This is a genomic window from Microbacterium sp. ZW CA_36 (assembly GCF_044987475.1).
Lineage (GTDB): Bacteria > Actinomycetota > Actinomycetes > Actinomycetales > Microbacteriaceae > Microbacterium.
On record NZ_JBJDRL010000023.1, the window covers coordinates 44,251 to 63,835 of the forward strand.

At 71.0% G+C, this 19,585-nt stretch carries 16 protein-coding genes and 1 rRNA gene; 14 read left to right on the forward strand and 3 right to left on the reverse strand.

What is annotated here, in order from left to right; translation table 11 throughout:
* Positions 1-9: 9 nt before the first annotated feature.
* Both pheS and pheT read left to right on the forward strand, forming a co-directional pair.
* Positions 10-1,050 carry a phenylalanine--tRNA ligase subunit alpha gene (gene pheS, locus ACI3KX_RS11750; RefSeq protein WP_363357669.1) on the forward strand — a complete coding sequence of 347 codons (1,041 nt, stop codon included), beginning with the start codon at positions 10-12 and terminating at the stop codon, positions 1,048-1,050.
* Entirely contained in the window at positions 1,050-3,605 is a 2,556-nt protein-coding gene (gene pheT / locus ACI3KX_RS11755; RefSeq protein ID WP_404909883.1) for a phenylalanine--tRNA ligase subunit beta, read from the forward strand. The genes pheS and pheT overlap by 1 nt, the downstream gene beginning before the upstream one ends.
* Positions 3,606-3,676: 71 nt before the next feature.
* Here the strand turns inward: pheT and ACI3KX_RS11760 are convergent, their stop codons facing one another.
* The gene (locus ACI3KX_RS11760; RefSeq protein WP_363357667.1) at positions 3,677-5,107 is read right to left on the reverse strand and encodes a PLP-dependent aminotransferase family protein; all 1,431 of its coding nucleotides are present in this window, start codon (positions 5,105-5,107) and stop codon (positions 3,677-3,679) included.
* 80 nt (positions 5,108-5,187) lie between these two features.
* Here ACI3KX_RS11760 and ACI3KX_RS11765 point away from each other — a divergent pair, with 80 nt between their 5' ends.
* The 9 genes from ACI3KX_RS11765 (at position 5,188) to argH (ending at position 15,069) form a co-directional block, all read left to right on the forward strand.
* A complete protein-coding gene (locus ACI3KX_RS11765) occupies positions 5,188-5,760 on the forward strand; it encodes a dihydrofolate reductase family protein (RefSeq protein WP_363357666.1) in 573 nt (190 codons plus the stop codon).
* Positions 5,761-5,836: 76 nt separating this feature from the next.
* Complete coding sequence (locus ACI3KX_RS11770) at positions 5,837-6,817, forward strand: NAD-dependent epimerase/dehydratase family protein (protein WP_363357665.1); 981 nt, start codon at positions 5,837-5,839, stop codon at positions 6,815-6,817.
* 246 nt (positions 6,818-7,063) lie between these two features.
* On the forward strand, positions 7,064-8,239 hold the full coding sequence (locus tag ACI3KX_RS11775) for an NAGSA dehydrogenase family protein (RefSeq protein WP_363357664.1): 1,176 nt from the start codon (positions 7,064-7,066) through the stop codon (positions 8,237-8,239).
* Entirely contained in the window at positions 8,236-9,393 is a 1,158-nt protein-coding gene (gene argJ, locus ACI3KX_RS11780) for a bifunctional glutamate N-acetyltransferase/amino-acid acetyltransferase ArgJ (RefSeq protein ID WP_363357663.1), read from the forward strand. The genes ACI3KX_RS11775 and argJ overlap by 4 nt, the downstream gene beginning before the upstream one ends.
* Positions 9,390-10,289 carry an acetylglutamate kinase gene (argB, locus tag ACI3KX_RS11785; protein WP_349427095.1) on the forward strand — a complete coding sequence of 300 codons (900 nt, stop codon included), beginning with the start codon at positions 9,390-9,392 and terminating at the stop codon, positions 10,287-10,289. The genes argJ and argB overlap by 4 nt, the downstream gene beginning before the upstream one ends.
* The gene (locus ACI3KX_RS11790) at positions 10,286-11,500 is read left to right on the forward strand and encodes an acetylornithine transaminase (RefSeq protein WP_363357662.1); all 1,215 of its coding nucleotides are present in this window, start codon (positions 10,286-10,288) and stop codon (positions 11,498-11,500) included. The genes argB and ACI3KX_RS11790 overlap by 4 nt, the downstream gene beginning before the upstream one ends.
* Positions 11,497-12,420, forward strand: a complete 924-nt coding sequence (gene argF / locus ACI3KX_RS11795; protein ID WP_349427097.1) for an ornithine carbamoyltransferase — start codon at positions 11,497-11,499, stop codon at positions 12,418-12,420. Before ACI3KX_RS11790 ends, argF begins: the two co-directional genes overlap by 4 nt.
* Positions 12,421-12,448: 28 nt before the next feature.
* Positions 12,449-13,642 (forward strand): heparan-alpha-glucosaminide N-acetyltransferase domain-containing protein, encoded by a 1,194-nt coding sequence (locus tag ACI3KX_RS11800; RefSeq protein WP_363357661.1) that lies wholly within the window; start codon positions 12,449-12,451, stop codon positions 13,640-13,642.
* Positions 13,639-15,069 carry an argininosuccinate lyase gene (gene argH, locus ACI3KX_RS11805; protein ID WP_404909884.1) on the forward strand — a complete coding sequence of 477 codons (1,431 nt, stop codon included), beginning with the start codon at positions 13,639-13,641 and terminating at the stop codon, positions 15,067-15,069. The genes ACI3KX_RS11800 and argH overlap by 4 nt, the downstream gene beginning before the upstream one ends.
* 21 nt (positions 15,070-15,090) lie before the next feature.
* Here argH and ACI3KX_RS11810 read toward each other — a convergent pair whose 3' ends face one another.
* Positions 15,091-15,687: a hypothetical protein gene (locus ACI3KX_RS11810; RefSeq protein ID WP_363357659.1), complete on the reverse strand. Its 597-nt coding sequence runs from the start codon at positions 15,685-15,687 to the stop codon at positions 15,091-15,093.
* Positions 15,688-15,766: 79 nt separating this feature from the next.
* The gene (locus ACI3KX_RS11815) at positions 15,767-16,384 is read right to left on the reverse strand and encodes a DNA-binding protein (RefSeq protein ID WP_363357658.1); all 618 of its coding nucleotides are present in this window, start codon (positions 16,382-16,384) and stop codon (positions 15,767-15,769) included.
* A gap of 204 nt (positions 16,385-16,588) precedes the next feature.
* On the opposite strand from ACI3KX_RS11815, the gene tyrS reads away from it, so the two are divergent.
* The 3 genes from tyrS to ACI3KX_RS11830 form a co-directional block, all read left to right on the forward strand.
* Positions 16,589-17,875: a tyrosine--tRNA ligase gene (gene tyrS, locus ACI3KX_RS11820; RefSeq protein ID WP_404909887.1), complete on the forward strand. Its 1,287-nt coding sequence runs from the start codon at positions 16,589-16,591 to the stop codon at positions 17,873-17,875.
* A 42-nt stretch (positions 17,876-17,917) separates the two neighbouring features.
* Complete coding sequence (locus ACI3KX_RS11825) at positions 17,918-18,766, forward strand: DUF4184 family protein (RefSeq protein WP_363357656.1); 849 nt, start codon at positions 17,918-17,920, stop codon at positions 18,764-18,766.
* Positions 18,767-19,248: 482 nt separating this feature from the next.
* A 16S ribosomal RNA gene (locus tag ACI3KX_RS11830) occupies positions 19,249-19,585 on the forward strand; the annotation flags it as partial.

Consider the following 19,585-nt stretch of genomic DNA (forward strand, 5'->3'; position numbering starts at 1 on the left):
TCGGTTCTCGTGTCTGATGCTCACGAGATCACGCCCGAGGCGGTGGAGGCGGCCGTTCAGGCGGCGCTCGACGCCGTCGCCGCGGCCGGCGACACGGCCGCGCTGAAGGCCGCCCGCTCCGCGCACGCTGCCGAGGGCTCGCCGCTGGCGAAGCTCAACGCGCGACTGCGCGAGGTGCCGAACGACAAGAAGGCCGAGTTCGGCAAGCTCGTCGGTCAAGCTCGCGGCCGGGTGACCCAGGCGTTCGCGGCGCGCGAGGAGGAGCTCGCCGCGGCGGAGACCGCTGCGAAGCTCGAGGCGGAGCGCGTCGACATCACCGCGTTGGCGGCCCGCGCGCGCGTCGGCTCGCGGCATCCGATCTCCCTCCTCCAGGAGCAGATCGCCGACATCTTCGTGGGCATGGGCTGGGAGATCGCGGAGGGTCCCGAGCTCGAGCACGAGTGGTTCAACTTCGACGCGCTGAACTTCGACGTCGACCACCCGGCGCGTCAGATGCAGGACACGTTCTTCGTCGACCCGGTCGAGCGACACCTCGTGATGCGCACGCACACCAGCCCCGTCCAGGTGCGCTCGATGCTCGAGCGCGACCTGCCGCTGTACGTGCTGTGCCCGGGGCGGGTCTACCGCACCGACGAGTTCGACGCGACGCACCTGCCGGTCTTCACGCAGTTCGAGGGCATCGTCGTCGACAAGGGCATCACGATGGCCCACCTCCGCGGCACCCTCGACCACGCCGCCAAGGTGCTGTTCGGCGCGGAGGCGAAGACCCGCTTCCGCGCGAACTTCTTCCCCTTCACCGAGCCGTCCGCCGAGCTGGACCTCTGGCACCCGACCTTCAAGGGCGGCGCGCGGTGGATCGAGTGGGGTGGCTGCGGCATGATCAACCCCAACGTGCTGCGGGCGGCCGGGATCGACCCCGAGGAGTACTCGGGCTTCGCGTTCGGCATGGGCGTCGAGCGCACGCTCATGTTCCGCAGCGACGTCCAGGACATGCGCGACATGGCCGAGGGCGATGTCCGCTTCAGCGAGCAGTTCGGAATGGTGGTCTGATGCGCGTCCCGCTCTCATGGTTGCGTGAGTACGCCGACGTTCCGGCGGATGCTTCGCCCGAGGACGTCCTCGCGGCGCTCGTGCGCGTCGGCTTCGAGGAGGAGGACGTCCACCGCTTCGAGCTGCAGGGCCCCATCGTCGTCGGCGAGGTGCTCGAGTTCGTCGAGGAGCCGCAGTCCAACGGCAAGACGATCCGCTGGTGCCAGGTGCGCGTCGCACCCGACGGTGAGACCGCCGCGGACGGCGGCGACGCGGTGCACGGCATCGTCTGCGGTGCCCGCAACTTCTTCGCGGGCGACAAGGTCGTGGTGACGCTCCCGGGCGCCGTGCTTCCCGGACCGTTCCCGATCGCGGCGCGCAAGACGTACGGGCACGTGTCGGACGGCATGATCGCCTCCGCGCGCGAACTCGGCCTCGGCGAGGAGCACAACGGAATCCTCCGGCTCGTCGAGCTGGGCATCGACGCGCCCGTCGGCACCGACGCGATCTCGCTGCTGGGCCTCGACGACGTCGCCGTCGAGATCAACGTGACTCCCGACCGCGGGTACGCGCTCTCGATCCGGGGCGTCGCCCGCGAGTACTCGCACTCGACCGGCGCCGCATTCCGCGACCCCGCCGAGCGCGCGTGGGACGAGATCGCACCCGGCCAGGGTTTCCCCGTCACCGCCGACGACGCCGCACCCATCCGCGGCCGTGCGGGCGTGACCGAGTTCGTCGCCCGTGTCGTGCGTGGCGTCGACCCCACCAAGCCCACGCCGGCGTGGATGATCGCGCGCCTGTCGCTCGCCGGCATCCGTTCGCTCGGCATCCTGATCGACATCACGAACTACGTGATGCTCGAGCTCGGCCAGCCCATCCACGGCTATGACCTCGACAAGCTGCAGGGCGGGATCACGGTGCGCCGAGCCACCGCGGGCGAGACGCTCGAGACGCTCGACGGCAAGGTCCGGACGCTCGATGTCGAAGACCTGCTCATCACGGACGAGTCCGGCCCGATCGGTCTCGCGGGCGTCATGGGCGGTGGCGCCACCGAGATGAGCGACGCGACGCGCAACGTGCTCATCGAGGCCGCGACGTTCGACACCGTCTCGATCGCGCGCACGGCGCGCCGGCACAAGCTGCCCAGCGAGGCCTCACGCCGCTTCGAGCGCGGCGTCGACCCGCTCGTGCCGTTCGTCGCCGCGCGCCGGGTCGCCGACCTGATGGAGGAGTACGCCGGCGGCACGAGCGACGACGAGTACGGCGCCGCGCTCTTCGCCGAGGTGTTCATGCCCGGCATCGAGCTTCCGCCGCTGTTCGTGCAGCACCTCATCGGGGTCGACTACACGCCCGGGCAGATCGAGGCGGCGCTCCGCCTCATCGGCTGCGAGGTCGTGCCGGCCGAGGACGACGCCGCCGGCTGGCAGGTCATCCCGCCGTCGTGGCGCCCCGACCTCACCGACAAGTGGACGCTCGCCGAGGAGGTCGCCCGCATCGAGGGCTACGACCGCATCCCGTCGGTGCTGCCGCTGCCCCCGTCGGGCCGCGGGCTCACCCCCGCCCAGCAGGGCCGCAGTCGGGTCGCCAACGCGGTCGCGGCCGCCGGGTACGTCGAGACGCCGTCGTTCGGATTCACCACCGAGGAGCAGAACGACCTGCACGGCTCGCCCTCGGGCGAGCACCTGCCGAGCGTCAAGCTGGCGAACCCGCTCGACGGCCAGTCGCCGTTCCTGCGCCGCTCGCTCGTGCCGGGACTGCTCCAGGTCGCGCACCGCAACGTGGCGCGCGGACTGACCGACCTGTCGCTGTTCGAGACCGGTGTCGTCTTCCTCCCCGAGCCCGGAGTGCAGTACGGCACGTCGCACGTGCCCCCGCTGGCCGTGCGCCCGGATGCCGCGACGCTGACCGAGCTCGACGCCTCCATCCCGCCGCAGCACCGGCACATCGCCGTGCTGCTCACGGGCAACCTCGTGGCCAAGCAGCCCGGTGTGGCGCCAGTGGCGGCAGAGCTCGCCGATGCTCTGGACGCCGTCCGCACCATCGCCGCGGCGGCGGGCGTCACGATCGACGTGGCACAGTCGGAGCGCGCCGCGCTGCATCCCGGCCGCACGGGCGTGCTGTCGGTCGCCTCGGCGAGCGCGGGGGATCGCGTGGAGGTGGGCTACGTCGGCGAACTGCTGCCGGCGGTGGCCGAGGCATCCGATCTTCCCGGTCGCGTGATCGTCGCCGAGCTCGATCTCGATCTCGTCCTGTCGCTGGCGGGCGAGAAGGTCGTCGCCGCGTCGCTGTCGGGCTTCCCGGCCGCGACGCAGGACGTGTCGCTCGTACTGCCCGCCGATGTGCCGGCCGCCGAGGTGCAGGCCGCGCTCGCCGAGGGGGCGGGCGAGCTGCTGGAGTCGCTGCGGCTCGTCGACGACTACCGCGGACAGGGTGTGCCCGAGGGCGCGAAGAGCCTGACGTTCGCGCTGCGCTTCCGCGCTCCCGACCGGACGCTCACCGCCGCCGAGGCCACCGAGGCGAAGCTGGCCGGCGTCGCCGCGGCGACCGAGCGCTTCGGTGCGACCCTGCGCGAGTAGCGCGAGCACGAGTCCACCATGGATGCCGCCTCCTGACGGGGCGGCATCCGTCGTTCCGGCGGCGCGGTCCCTCAGCCGCCGCCCGGCCGAGCCGGTCGAGCGCGTGACGCCGCCTCGATGGCCTCGCCCAGCTGCGCGATGCCCTCCCGCACGGCTTCGTCGTCGATGTTCCCGAACCCCAGGACGAGCGCCGGCGGCAGATCGCTTCGCGCTCGTGCGAACGACGCCAGACCCGTGACGCGCAGCGAGCGGTCGGTCGCCTCGGCGACGACGCTGAGCTCGTCGACGCCCGGCGGCAGGCGGAGGATGCCGTGGAACCCGGCGGCGAGTCCGGTCAGGGAGGCTGTCGGGAGGAGGCGTTCGAGAGTGTTGAGGACCACCGCGCGCCGAGCCGAGTAGACGCTCCGCATTGCGCGGACGTGCTTGTCGTGGCGGCCGGACTCGATGAGCATGGCGAAGGCGAGCTCTTCGAGCGCAGGGCCGCCGCGGTCCGCGACGAGTCGTCGCGCGGCGAGGTCGTCGGCGAGCGGCCCTGGTGCCGCGATCCAGCCCACGCGGGTCGCGGGGGCGTGCGTCTTGCTCGCCGACCCGATGAGCACCACGCGATCGGGCGCGAGACCCTGGAGCGCGCCGACCGGCGTGCGGTCGTAGCGGAACTCGGAGTCGTAGTCGTCCTCGATGATCCAGGCGCCGGTGTCTGCTGCCCACTCCATGAGCTCGAGCCGGCGAGCTGCCGACAGCACGACGCCGGTCGGAGACTGGTGCGCCGGTGTGACGAGCACGGCGTGAGCTCCGGCATCCACCAGCAGGTCGGCGCGGACGCCGTCCGCATCCACCGGGATCGGTGCGAGCTGGATGCCGGCGGCCCGGGCCACGCCATCGACGCTCCGGTCTCCGGGATCCTCCACCGCGAGCACGCGCACGCCGCACGCCGCGAGGGCGGGCAGCACCAGAGCGAGCGCCTGGGCGAACCCCTGGCACAGCAGCACGTGATCGGCGGCCGTCGCGGCGGCGCGCACGCGCCGCAGATGGTCCGCGATCGCCGCCCTTGCCCGCGGGTGACCTCGGCCGTCCGCATAGTCGAGATCGCTCGACCTGATCCGCCGCGTCGCCTCGCCGTGCGCCCATGCCCAATCGGCCGCGGGGAACCTGCGCAGGTCGGGAACCCCGGGGCGCAGGTCCCAGCGCGGCGGTGCGACGCCGGCGCGCGGCGGCGGCGTCTGGCTCGCCGGAACGGCGCCGGACGAGACGCGGGTGCGCGCACCCGCGCGCGAGACCAGGTACCCCTCGGCGCCGAGCTGCTCGTAGACCCGGACGATGGTGCCGCGGGCGACACCGAAGTGCTCCGCGAGCTCGCGCGTCGACGGCACTGCGTCTCCTTCGCGGAGGACGCCGGCGCGGACCGCGTCCCGCAGCGCGGCTTGCAGCCGTGTTCCCCACCGGGGGCCGGCTGCCACGGCGAGCGCGAGCGAGAGATCCGAAGTGGTCCAGTTCTGCGACATCCCAGTGGACCATACCACTGGACCACTTGCGCCGTAGTCTTCTGACGCCGGAAGCTCCGGCGGTGGGAGGAGGGGCAGACATGGGCTCGACGGTGCTGTACGTCACGGTCTCGGTCGATGGGTACGCGGCCGCACCCGGGGACGACCTGTCCCGGCTGCATCGGTGGCTCGACGATGCCGGACCGCAGGGCGGCGACGACGTCGCGAGGGAACTGGTCGAACGATTCCGCAGCGCGGGCGCCATCATCTTCGGCCGCCGCACCTGGGACGCAGGCCAGGAGCCATGGGGCGACGATGACGTCTTCTCGAGCCCGGTGTTCGTGGTGACGCACGAGTCTCGGGCACCCGAAGCCAGGAACGGCACGCTGTTCACCTACGTCTCGGGCGAGCCGTCGAGCATCCTGGCGCAGGCGAAGGCCGTCGCGGGCGACGCCGAGGTGGTGATCATGGGAAGTCCGCACACGGCGCAGCAGTTCCTCCGCGCCGGCCTCGTGGACCTGCTCCTCCTGCACATCGCTCCCGTGCTGGTGGGCGGTGGGATCCCGCTGTTCGCCGACCTGCCGGCATCCCACGAACTGGAGCTTCTCTCCTGGCGTCGGGCGCGCGACGTGTTCGCCGTGGAGTATGCCGTGCTCCCCGCCGACGGACGCTGAGAGCACGGGCTGCAGGGGTCCGGCGACGGGGCCGGGGCTCTGGCCACCCCGCGAGCGCGTCTGGTTGGGTGGTGACATGACCGACGTGCTGGTGCTGGGCGGGACGGGCTGGTTGAGCGGGCGCATCGCCGAGCGGTGGACGGATGCCGGCGCCGCCGTCACCTGCCTCGCTCGAGGCGGGCGGGAGGCACCGTACGGCGCCGCTCTCGTCGTCGGCGACCGGGACGCAGCCGACGCCTACGCCCCGGTGGCGAGCCGGGACTGGGACGAGATCGTCGATGTCTCATCGAATCCGGCGCACGTCGCATCCGCCCTCGAGGCGCTGAGCGACCGGATGCGGCACTGGACGTACATCTCGACGGTGTCGGTCTACGCCGCGGACGACGAGCCCGGCGCCGACGAATCTGCCGGACTGCTCCCGCTCGGCGACCCCGGCGCGGACGAGGACTACGGTCGCGCGAAAGTGCGGGCCGAGGCATCCGTCCGAGAGTCGCTCGGTTTCCGCGCGGCGATCGTTCGCCCGGGCCTCATCGTGGGCCCCGGTGACCCCACCGACCGGTTCGGCTACTGGGTCGGGCGGTTCGCACTCGCCGGCGACGAGGATGTGCTCGCGCCAGAGACGCCGGATCGTGGCGCGCAGGTGATCGATGTCGACGACCTCGCCGAGTTCGTGCAGGCGATCGGGCGAGAGCGGTGGACCGGCGTCGTGAACGCGGTGGGCGATCCCGTCGGCCTCGACCGGCTGCTCGCAGACGCCCGTGAGGTGGCCGGGCACACAGGATCCGTCGTGTCGGCGGACGATGCCTGGCTCGAGGCGCAGGGGGTGGCGTACTGGATGGGTCCGCGCTCGCTGCCGCTGTGGCTGCCCGCCGGCATGCCGGGTTTCTGGACCCGCTCGAACACCGCGTACCGGCTGCTGGGGGGCCGGCTGCGCCCTCTGCGCGAGACGCTCGCGCGCACGCTGGCGGACGAACGCGAGCGCGGCCTGGCCCGCGAGCGCCGCGCGGGTCTCACGCGCGACGAGGAGCTCGGGCTGCTGCGCGAGCTCCTGGTGTGATCCCGGCGAGAGCCGCTCGCGCTCGCATTCGATTTGCGGATGCCGCGACCGGGCGGCTATCGTCGGCCCATGCCTTCGGCGACCCAGGGACTTCCGACGCTCCTTCCGAGCGTCGCTCCCGCGCGCCGACGCCGTCTGGGCGAGCGCCGACTCTAGGCGACCCCCGCACCGCCGTCCTCGTCAGGGACGTCTGCGAGCGGGCGTCGCCGTCTCCGGCCCGCAGCCCCAGACTCTAAGGTGGAATCCATGACATATTCGGTCGCCGTTTCCGGCGCATCCGGCTATGCGGGCGGCGAGATCCTGCGGATCCTCGCCGCGCATCCCGACGTCGAGATCCGCACCGTGACCGCGCACTCCAACGCGGGACAGCCGCTCATCCAGCACCAGCCGCACCTGCGGTCGCTCGCTCACCTCACCCTCGAGCAGACCACGCCGGAGGTGCTCGCCGGGCACGACATCGTGTTCCTGGCGCTCCCGCACGGGCAGTCGGGGCAGTACACCGACGCGCTCGGCGACACGCCCCTGGTGATCGATGCGGGCGCCGACCACCGTCTCGAGTCGGTCGCCGACTGGGATCGCTTCTACGGCGGCGACTTCCACGACCCGTGGGTGTACGGCGTTCCCGAGCTCCCCGTCGCCGGCTCGAAGCAGCGGGACCGGCTCGTCGGTGCGACCCGGATCGCCGCGCCGGGCTGCAACGCCTCGACCGTGAGTCTGAGCCTCGCTCCGGGCGTCGCGGCCGGAGTCGTCGACCCTTCCGACATCGTGACGGTGCTGGCGGTCGGACCGTCGGGCGCCGGCAGGAGCCTCAAGACGAACCTCCTGGCCAGCGAGGTCCTCGGCACGGCGAATCCGTACGCGGTGGGCGGCACGCACCGGCACATCCCCGAGATCCGCCAGGCCCTCGCCGCCGCGCGCAGCGCCCGGTCGTTGAGCGAGCGAGGAACGTGGTCGTTGAGCGAGCTTGCGAGTCGAGACGCAGAGACGAAACGCCCCGAGCATGCCGACGACGTCTCGTCTCGCTTCGCTCGCTCAACGACCGATGCCGCGGACCAGGGCATCCGGATCTCGTTCACCCCCGTTCTGGTGCCCATGTCGCGCGGCATCCTCGCCACGTCGACGGCGCCCATCGCGCCCGGTGCGACCGACGACGAGATCCGCGCCGCGTGGGAGGCCGCCTACGGCGACGAGACGTTCGTGCAGCTGCTGCCGGCGGGGGAGTTCCCGCGCACGGCCGACGTGCTGGGCGCGAACACGGCGCTGATGGGTCTGGCGATCGACCGGGCTGCGAACCGGGTGGTCGTCGTGACGGCCGTCGACAACCTCGTCAAGGGCACGGCCGGAGCCGCCGTGCAGTCCATGAACATCGCGCTGGGCCTCGCCGAGGGCACCGCGCTCACCGTGAACGGAGTTGCCCCGTGAGCGTCACCGCGCCCCAGGGATTCGAAGCGGCGGGCGTCGCCGTCGGGCTCAAGTCGACCGGCAAGCCCGACGTGGCCGTGGTCGTCAACCGTGGGCCGCTCAAGGTCGGCGCCGCAGTCTTCACGAGCAACCGCGCGAAGGCGAACCCGATCCTGTGGTCGCAGGAGGTGGTCCGCGACGGCGTGGTCGAGGCCGTCGTGCTCAACTCCGGTGGCGCGAACTGCTTCACCGGTCCGTTCGGCTTCCAGACCACGCACCAGACCGCCGAGAGGGCCGCGGAGCTGCTGGGCGTGAGTGCCGGCGACATCCTGATCTGCTCGACGGGGCTGATCGGCACCGGCGACGAGGTCTTCCGCGGCAAGGTGCTCACCGGCACCGAGCAGGGCATCGCCGAGCTCTCCGTCGACGGCGGCGAGGCGGCATCCCTCGCCATCATGACCACCGACTCGCGGCCCAAGCGCTCCGCCGTGACGAAGGACGGCTGGTCGATCGGGGGCATGGCGAAGGGTGCCGGGATGCTGGCACCCGGCCTCGCCACCATGCTCGTGGTGATCACGACCGACGCCGTCCTCGACGCCGCCCAGGCCGACGCGGCGCTGCGTCAGACGACCGGGCGCACATTCGACCGGCTGGACTCCGACGGCTGCATGTCGACCAACGACCAGGTCACCCTCATGGTGAGCGGGGCGTCGGGCGTCACGCCCGATCCGGATGCCTTCGCCGCGGCGCTCGGCGACGTCTGCAAGGACCTCGCGCAGCAGCTGCAGGGCGACGCCGAGGGCGCGAGCCACGACATCACCATCCAGGTCATCAACGCCGCTTCCGAGCAGGACGCCGTCGAGGTGGGCCGCTCGGTCGCCCGCAACAACCTGTTCAAGGCAGCGATCTTCGGCAACGACCCGAACTGGGGCCGCGTGCTCGCCGCCATCGGCACCACGCAGGCCGAGTTCGACCCCTACGACGTGGACGTGTGGATGAACGGCGTCCGCGTGTGCTCGCATGGGGGCCCCGACGCGCCGCGAGAGGACGTCGATCTGACGCCCCGCGCGACCGATCTCATCATCGACCTGAAGGTCGGGGCGGCGGAGGCGACGATCCTCACCAACGACCTCACTCACGACTACGTCCACGAGAACAGCGCCTACTCCTCATGACTGACCTGCAAGAGACCGATCCCGGCGAAGCCAGCGCGCGCGCCGTGACCCTCATCGAGTCGCTGCCCTGGCTCCGGCGGTTCCGCGACCAGATCGTCGTGGTGAAGTACGGCGGCAACGCGATGGTGAGCGAGGAGCTGCAGGATGCCTTCGCCGCCGACATCGCCTACCTCCGCTACGTCGGGGTGAAGCCGGTCGTGGTGCACGGCGGGGGCCCTCAGATCTCGTCGATGCTCGATCGCCTGGCGATCCCGAGCGAGTTCAAGGGCGGCTACCGCGTCACCTCCACCGAGGCGATCTCGGTGGTGCGGATGGTGCTCACCGGGCAGATCAATCCGCAGCTCGTGTCGAAGATCAACGCGCACGGCCCCGTCGCCACGGGGCTCAGCGGTGAGGACGCGGGCCTGTTCGGCGGCCGCCGCCGCGGCGTGGTCATCGAGGGCGTCGAGCACGACCTCGGCCGGGTCGGAGATGTCGTCGAGGTCGATCCGCAGCCCGTCCTCGACCAGCTCGCGGCGGGCCGCATCCCCGTGGTGTCGAGCATCGCTCCCGACCTCGACCACCCCGGGCACTCGCTGAACGTCAACGCGGATGCCGCGGCATCCGCCCTCGCTGTCGCGCTGGGCGCCGCGAAGCTCGTCGTGCTCACCGACGTGGCCGGGCTCTACGCCGACTGGCCCAACCGCGACTCGCTCGTGTCGCACCTGACCTCGACGGAGCTTCGGGCGATGCTGCCGACGCTCGAGTCGGGCATGATCCCGAAGATGGCGGCGTGCCTGGAGGCCGTCGAGGGCGGCGTGGAGACCGCTGCCATCATCGACGGACGGGTGCCGCATTCGGTGCTCGTGGAGATCTTCACCAGCAAGGGAATCGGAACAGAGGTGGTGCTCGGATGACGTGGCAGGACGATGCGGGGCGCGACCTCGTGAGAAGCTTCGGCGCTCGCATGCAGATGTTCGTCCGCGGTGAGGGCTCGTACCTCTGGGACGCGGACGGCAAGCGGTACCTCGACTTCCTCGCCGGAATCGCGGTGGACTCGCTCGGCCACGCGCACCCGGTGTTCGTCGACGCGATCGCGACCCAGGCGGCGACGCTGGCCCACGTGTCGAACTACTTCGCGACGCCGCCGCAGCTCGCCCTCGCGGCGACGCTGAAGCGTCTCGCCGGCACCGGCGACGACGGGCGCGTGTACTTCGGCAACTCGGGCGCCGAGGCGAATGAGGCCGCGTTCAAGCTCACCCGCCTGCACGGCGGCGCCGAGCGCCCGCGGATCCTCGCGCTGAACGACGCGTTCCACGGGCGGACGATGGGAACGCTCGCCCTCACCGGCAAGCCGTACATGCAGGAGCCCTTCCTGCCGATGACTCCGGGCGTCGAGTTCATCGACTCGACGGTGGAGGCGCTCGAGGCGGCGATCGACGACCGCGTCGCCGCGCTGTTCGTCGAGCCCGTCAAGGGCGAGGCGGGCGTGCTCCCGCTGCCGGAGGGCTACCTCGCCGCGGCCCGCGAGATCACCGAGCGGCACGGGGCGCTGCTCATCATCGACGAGATCCAGACCGGCGCCGGCCGCACGGGGGAGTGGTTCGCCTTCCAGCACGAGGGCATCACCCCTGACGCGATCACGGTCGCCAAGGGCATCGGCGGCGGCTTCCCGATCGGCGCGCTCATCACCTTCGGCAGCGCGAGCGAGCTGTTCTATCCCGGCACGCACGGCTCGACCTTCGGCGGCAACGCGCTCGGCACCGCCGTCGCGGCGGCCGTGCTGGGCGAGATCGAGCGCGCCGACCTGGTCCGCAACGCCGCCGAGCGGGGCGCCCAGCTGCAGGCGGCGATCGAGGGCATCGACTCCGCGCTGATCGACGGATGCCGCGGCACGGGGCTCCTGATCGGCGTCGGGCTGCGGCATCCCGTCGCCAAGGCGCTGGTCGCTGCGGCGCAGGAGCACGGGCTGGTCATCAACGCGCCGAACGACGAGACCATCCGCCTCGTCCCGGCGCTCACGATCGGCGACGTCGAGATCGACGAGTTCGTCGAGCTCTTCACGGCATCGCTGCGCACGGTGGAGGACGCCCTGGTCCTCGAGTCCCCGACGGAGGTTCCCGCATGACCCGCCACCTGCTGCGCGACGACGACCTGACCCACGCCGAGCAGGACGAGATCCTCGATCTCGCCGTCGCGCTGAAGAAGGACCGCTGGAAGCTCAAGTCCCTCGAAGGACCGCAGACGGTGGCCGTCATCTTCGACAAGTCCTCCACGCGCACCCGCGTGTCGTTCGCCGTCGGCATCGCCGACCTCGGCGGGTCGCCCCTCATCATCTCGACAGCCAACAGCCAGCTCGGCGGCAAGGAGACCCCGGCCGACACGGCCCGCGTGCTCGAGCGCCAGGTCGCCGCGATCGTGTGGCGCACCTACGCGCAGGCCGGCCTCGAGCAGATGGCCGAAGGCACGCGTGTACCGGTCATCAACGCGCTCAGCGACGACTTCCACCCCTGCCAGCTGCTCGCCGACCTGCTCACGATCAAGGAGCACAAGGGCGAGCTGAAGGGGCTCACACTGGCGTTCTTCGGTGACGGCAAATCGAACATGGCGCACTCCTACGTGCTCGCCGGAGTCACGGCGGGCATGCACGTGCGCGTCGCATCGCCCGAGACGTACGCCCCGCGTGATGACGTGATCGCCGACGCGGACCGCCGTGCGGCCGAGACCGGCGGATCCGTCACCCTCTACACCGACGCGAACGAGGCGGCGGCCGGCGCAGACGTGATCGTCACCGACACCTGGGTGTCGATGGGCAAGGAGGAGGAGAAGCTCGAGCGGCTGCGCGACCTGGGCGGGTACAAGGTGACCCAGGAGCTCATGGCTCTCGCGCAGGACGACGCGATCTTCATCCACTGCCTTCCCGCCGACCGCGGGTACGAGGTCGACGCCGAAGTGATCGACGGGCCGCAGAGCGTGGTCTGGGACGAAGCCGAGAACCGGCTCCATGCCCAGAAGGCCCTGCTCGTCTGGCTCCTCCGCCAGGACTGACCGCGTCGGCGCGCAGGGGTCCCGGTCGGTGAGCGAGCGAAGCCAGACGGAGCGCGCCGTGGTGCATGAGGACGGCTGGCTCGCGTCGCGCTGGATCCGGCTGAGCGGCCCCGGCCGCATCGGCGGGGTCGATCTCGCGCGCGGGCTGGCGGTGCTCGGCATGTTCGCGGCGCACCTGCTGTGGATCACCGGGTCCTTCGACTGGACCCGGCCCGACACCTGGATCACGGTCGTCGAGGGCCGGTCGTCGATCCTGTTCGCGACACTCGCCGGCGTCTCCATCGGCCTGATGACAGGCGGACGGATGCCGCTGCCCGCGGCACGCATGACCACGGCGCGCGGGCGGCTCGCCGTCCGGGCGGGTCTGCTGTGGGTCCTCGGCATCCTGCTCATCGCCACGGGCGTACCGGTGTACGTGATCCTCCCGGCTTACGCCCTGATGTTTCTGCTCGCGCTCCCGCTGACATCGCTGCCGGCCCCCGTGCTGCTGCCGCTCGCGGGGGCGCTGGCCGTCGTCATGCCCTTCGTGCAGGTCCTTCTCGACGCGCTGCCGCTGTGGACGTCGCCCGCCGGGCCTGCGGTGTCGACGGCCCTCGGCTGGCACTATCCGTTCACGACGTGGATCGCGTTCGTCGTCGCGGGACTCGGCGTTGCGCGATCCGGGGTGACCCGCCTGCGGGTGCAGGTGTGGCTGGTCGTGGCCGGCGCACTCCTCGCCGCGGCCGCCTACGGGGCGGATGCCGCCACCGGCGCACGCCCCGAGGCGGAGGCGGCCTCGTTCCTCGGGGCGCTCTGGACGGCGCGACCGCACTCCACGGGTCTGCTCGAGGTCGTCGGGTCCGGGGGCTTCGCCCTCGCCGTGCTCGGCGTGTGCCTGCTCCTGTGCCGCACCGTGGTGCGGTGGGTGGTGCTGCCGCTGCGCGCCGTCGGCGCGATGCCGCTCAGTGCGTACACGCTGCAGCTGGTCGTGTGGGCGGCGATCGCGACCGCGACCCTCGACCGCGTCGGCGACCTCGCCGGGTTCCGGGAGCTGCAGCCGTTCTGGCCGCTCACCATCGCCACCGTCGTGCTCTGCACCGCGTGGGCGCTTCTCATCGGCCGCGGCCCGCTCGAGACCGCGCTGGATGCCGCCTCGCGCTTCGCCGTCCCGGGCGACCGCCGATCCGGCGGCGGGGCTGACGAGCGAGGGCGCACGAGCCCTGCGGATAGGCTTGTCGAGTGAGTGAATCGAAGGCTGACGGCACCAACGAAGGCGCACTGTGGGGAGCCCGCTTCGCCACGGGACCGTCCCCGGAACTGGCAGAGCTCAGCCGATCGACGCATTTCGACTGGGACCTCGCGCTCTACGACATCGCCGGCTCGCACGCGCACGCCAAAGCGCTCGCCGCCGCCGGGTACCTCACCTCTGACGAAGAGCTCGCCATGCACGACGGGCTCGACGTGCTCGCGCGAGGCCTGACCGAGGGCACACTGCGGCCCGCGGCATCCGATGAAGACGTCCACGGCGCACTCGAGCAGGCGCTGATCGGTGTCGTCGGCGCGGAGCTGGGCGGCAAGCTGCGCGCCGGCCGCAGCCGCAACGATCAGATCGCGACGCTCGTGCGGATGTACCTGCTCGACCACTCGCGCACGGTCGCGCGCGAGATCCTGCGTCTCGTCGATGCCCTCGTCGCGCAGGCGGAAGCGCACCCCGACGCCGTCATGCCCGGTCGCACCCACCTGCAGCACGCGCAGCCGGTGCTGCTGGCCCATCATCTGCAGGCGCACGCCTGGCCGCTGCTGCGCGACCTCGAGCGCCTGCGCGACTGGTCCGCCCGCGCCGCGGTGTCGCCGTACGGCGGCGGCGCGCTCGCCGGCTCGACGCTCGGGCTGGATCCGCAGCTCGTCGCGCGCGAGCTCGGTCTCGACCGGCCCGCCGAGAACTCGCTCGACGGCACGTCGTCGCGTGACGTGGTCGCCGAGTTCGCGTTCATCGCGGCGATGAACGGCATCGACGTCTCGCGCTTCGCGGAGGAGATCATCCTCTGGAACACGCGCGAGTTCGGCTTCGTGACGCTCGACGACGGATATTCGACGGGTTCGAGCATCATGCCGCAGAAGAAGAACCCCGACATCGCCGAGCTCGCCCGCGGCAAGGCGGGCCGGCTCATCGGCAACCTCACCGGGCTGCTGGCGACCCTCAAGGCGCTCCCGCTCGCGTACAACCGCGACCTGCAGGAGGACAAGGAGCCGGTCTTCGACTCGGTGCGCACGCTCGAGACCGTCCTGCCGGCGTTCGCCGGCATGGTGGCGACGATGCGGTTCCACACCGACCGCATGGCGGCGCTCGCCCCCCAGGGCTTCTCGCTCGCGACCGATGTCGCCGAGTGGCTCGTCAAGCGCGGCGTGCCCTTCCGCGATGCGCACGAGATCTCGGGCCACCTGGTGCGCGTCTGCGAGGACAACGGGATCGAGTTGCACGAGGTCACCGACGAGCAGCTCGCGTCGGTGTCGGCGCACCTGTCGCCCGAGGTGCGCGAGGTGCTGAGCGTCGAGGGCTCCGTCGCGAGCCGCACCGGCGTCGGCGGGACGGCTCCGGTCAGAGTGGCCGAGCAGCGGACCGAGCTGATCCAGCGCGTGCAGGCGACCGCCCACGCCCTCGGACTCTGAGCCTCGGGGTCCGGCCGGCGATCACCAGATCGCGAGGCGGACGAGCGCGCCGACCACGCACGCCCACACCAGGCTCGCGAGGGTTCCGATGATGAACCGCTCCCGTGCCTCGGCGCTGGCGAGCTCGGAGAACCGGCCGATGCCCTTCAGCGCCACCACCACAGCGATCGCCTCGGGGAACCCGGCGATGATCCCGAGCGCGACCGCGACGCGTTCGAGGTAGCCGATGGTGGTGCCGCCGCGCATCACCTCGCGGACGGCGCCTTCGCCGGCGACCGCTCCCGGCAGGGACGGGGCACGCAAGAGGATGCCGCCGTTGTCGCCCTCTTCCACGCGGCCGTGGCTGGCGATGTCGAGTATGCGACGCGTGATGGGGTTCCCGCCGAGGACCGCCAGGGTGGTTCCGAGCAGTGCGATGCCCAGGCCGAGGAGCAGCGGCACGTCGACGGGCGAGACCGTCACCGCCAGCAGGCACAGCACGACGAGGACGCCCGCGACGATGAGCGGCACGTCGGTCGGCCGGCGCAGGCTGACGACCACCAGCACGAGCGCTGCGCACAGAGCGACGAACAGGAAGATCGAGAGCGCGGCGGTCAGCACGACGTCGGGGAGGACCATTGCGTCAGTCTGGCACGAGCCCCGGACGGCGCCCGGGTGCGGCATCCCGTACGCGCGAAGCCGGTCGTCGCCGTCGCGCTCACCCGCGTTCGGGCGGCGAGACGGTGCGCGCCCCGTCGTCCAGGCGCGCGAGCACGCGTGCCAGTGCGGGGACGGCGGCCTCCTCGACGCGCAGCGCCGCTGCCTTGGCGCGCAGGCTGATCGCGCCCTCCGACACGCCCAGGCGTGCGGCGGCGTCGCGCTGGGTGAGTCCGTCGGCGAGCAGGTCGTAGACCTCCCACCCCTCCGGCGTGCGGCGGTCGCGCAGCTCGATGAGAAGGCGGACGAGCGCTTCGGCGTCCTCTCCGCCCGCGGGTGCGGTGACGGCCAGCCGGGTCGGTGTCTTCTTGGCGCGATCGACAGCGTCCCTCGCGTTGATGAAGGCCTCCCCGCGTGCCGCCCGGACGCTCTGCGGGAGCGGCGACTCGACCGCGCCGACACCGACGCCGACGGCCCATTCGCCGGCCCTGGTCAGCTCGAGAACGATCGACAGAGCCGCCGAGGCGTCGGCGACGGCGACCTGCAGCTCGTCGCCGGCCGTGCGCTCGGGCGGCAGTGCGAGCCCTCCGCTGCCGTGGCGCGTGACGACGGCGAGAGCGGACGGGACGGCGTCGGCGTTGACACGGCTGGCGCGCTGATCGGCGGTGAGGACGTACATCGCTTTCCTTTAGTCCAGGAGATTGAGTAGTGGCAAGTTTAGCATTGAAGCTATATGTAGACAGCCTCTTGGCTAAAGCAATGTCGACTTCAGCTAGATAGCTATAGCGATCTCACAACGTAGCCGCCTGGGCAGCACTCATCCCGGCCACGCACGGGCCGCCGCATCTGCGCTGATAGCCTGGCTCGCGTGTCTGAAACCCTCGTGAGCGCGACCGCGCCTGCGATCGACCCGGCGTTCGAGAACGTGTGGGACGAGATCGTATGGCGTGGACTCGTGCATGTGTCCACCGATCAGGAGGCGTTGCGCGCCCTTCTCGCCGGGGACCCGATCACGTATTACTGCGGCTTCGACCCGACTGCGCCGAGTCTGCACCTCGGCAACCTCGTGCAGCTTCTGACGATGCGCCGCCTGCAGCTCGCGGGCCACAGGCCGCTGGGCCTCGTGGGCGGATCGACCGGCCTCATCGGCGACCCGCGCCCCTCGGCCGAGCGCACGCTCAACACCAAGGAGACGGTGAACGAGTGGGTCGGGTACCTGCAGTCGCAGGTCGAGCGATTCCTCAGCTTCGAGGGTGATAACGCCGCACGCATCGTCAACAACCTCGACTGGACGGCGCCCATGAGCGCCATCGACTTCCTGCGCGATATCGGCAAGCACTACCGCGTCGGCACGATGCTCAAGAAGGAGGCGGTCGCCGCGCGCCTGAACTCCGAGGCGGGCATCAGCTACACCGAGTTCAGCTACCAGATCCTGCAGGGCATGGACTACCTGGAGCTCTACCGCCAGTTCGGGTGCGTCCTGCAGACCGGCGGCAGCGATCAGTGGGGCAATCTCACCAGCGGCACCGACCTCATCCACCGCGTGGAGGGTGCATCGGTGCACGCCATCGGCACCCCGTTGATCACCAACAGCGACGGCACGAAGTTCGGCAAGAGCGAGGGCAACGCCATCTGGCTCGATGCCGCGATGTGCAGCCCGTACCGCATGTACCAGTTCTGGCTCAACACCGACGACGCCGACGTGGTGCAGCGCCTCAAGATCTTCACGTTCCTCACGCGGGCCGAGATCGAGGAGTACGAGAGGCTCGTCGTCGAGGAGCCGTTCCGTCGCGCCGCGCAGAAGCGCCTGGCGCTGGAGGTCACCACCCTCGTGCACGGGACGGATGCCGCGGCGGCGGTGATCGCGGCATCCGAGGCGCTCTTCGGCCAGGGCGACCTCGTTGCGCTCGATGCGACGACGCTGCGCCACGCGCTCGAGGAGCTGCCGAACGCGGCCGTGCCGGCAGGGTCCGCCGTGGTGCAGGCGCTCGTCGACACGGGACTGGTCGCGAGCCTGTCGGAGGGTCGCCGGGCGATCGCGCAGGGTGGGGTCTCGCTGGACGGTGTGAAGATCGAGGACGACGCCGCGACGGTGACGGGTGCGCTGCCCGGCGGAGTCTCCGTGCTCCGGCGCGGCAAGAAGACGCTCGCGGGCCTCTTCGTCGGCTGACGCGGCGCGGTGAGCAGCGCGACGCCGGCGACAGGGTGACGGATGCCGTTCACCCCGAGCCACGCTGTCGTCGCGCTGCCGTTCCTCCGCTCGCCGCTGGTGCCCGCCGCGATCGCGATCGGCGCGATGGCGCCGGATCTGCCGCTGTTCGTCCGAGGACTCCCGCTTCACTACGGCCGCACGCACGCGTTCGGGTGGCTGCCGGCGACGGTCCTTCTCGCGCTCGTCCTGCTGCTCGCCTGGCGGTGCGTTCTGCGGCCCGCCGCGCGTGAGCTGTCGCCGCGATGGCTCGCCGCGCGGCTGCCGGGGGAGTGGGATGCCGGCGCCGGCGCCGCGTGGCGAGAGACGTTCGCGATCGCTCCGCCCGGCGGGCGGCGTGTGCCGTGGACCGGGATGCTGGTGCTGGTCGTCTCGCTGCTCATCGGCGTCGTGAGTCACATCGTGTGGGACCTGTTCACGCACGAGGGCCGGTGGGGCACGATTGCGATCCCCGCGCTCGCGGCGGACTGGGGAGCGCTGCCCGGCTACAAGTGGCTGCAGCACGGGTCGAGCGTGGCCGGTCTCGCGATCATCGGCGTGTGGATGCTGGTGTGGCTGGGCCGACGACCGGCCGCGGCATCCGTTCCGCGCGTTCTGGCCGATGCCGTGCGCTGGGCGTGGTGGGTCTCGCTCCCCGTCGTGCTCGCGGCGGCCTGGGCGTGGGGCCTCGCGGCGCACGGTCCGCTCGACGCCGAGTTCACCGCCGCGCATCTCGCGTACCGGGTGCTTCCGCCGGCGTGCGCGGTATGGGGTGCGTCGACGGTGGTCGTGTGCATCGTGATCCAGGTGCTGCGCCGGCGCGCGGTCTCGAAGGGTGTTCACGGTGAGAACCGCGGAATCACGGGGCTCTAGACCGACGACACGCCCGGGATGTGGGGTGGATTCGACGGCGGGGGCGGTTCGGCGTAATGTTCTTGTTGTTCGCCCCAAAGGGTAGAGCGGAAGGCCGGAAGGCCTGGCTCCCCTCAAGCAGTGAACGACCTCCACTCCTGAAGATCCGCTTCACGGATCGTCCGCTTGCGGACAGGTGTGGAACCTCGTTCGAGGAGCTCCGGTCGATTTGACGGGATCGCTTCGGCGAGATAAGATAGTGAAGTTGCCCAGCCGGGGCAGCGAGTCGAGAGATTCGCGCTGGCTGGTGCGTCCGATCTTTGAGAACTCAACAGCGTGCACTTGTCAAATGCCAATTTTTGTATCCTCGCTGACCATTTGTTTGGTTGGTGGGGGTCCTTTTTGGATCAATTCATGGATGTCAGTTTGATATTCGTTTTTGGTCATGGTTGAACTCGCTGCTTCTTTTCCCGTTTTCCCGGGTGGGTTTGCAGTATTCATTTTTTATGGAGAGTTTGATCCTGGCTCAGGATGAACGCTGGCGGCGTGCTTAACACATGCAAGTCGAACGGTGAAGCCCCGCTTGCGGGGTGGATCAGTGGCGAACGGGTGAGTAACACGTGAGCAACCTGCCCCTGACTCTGGGATAAGCGCTGGAAACGGCGTCTAATACTGGATACGAACCGCAGCCGCATGGCTCGTGGTTGGAAAGATTTTTTGGTTGGGGATGGGCTCGCGGCCTATCAGCTTGTTGGTGAGGTAATGGCTCACCAAGGCGTCGACGGGTAGCCGGCCTGAGAGGGTGACCGGCCACACTGGGACTGAGACACGGCCCAGACT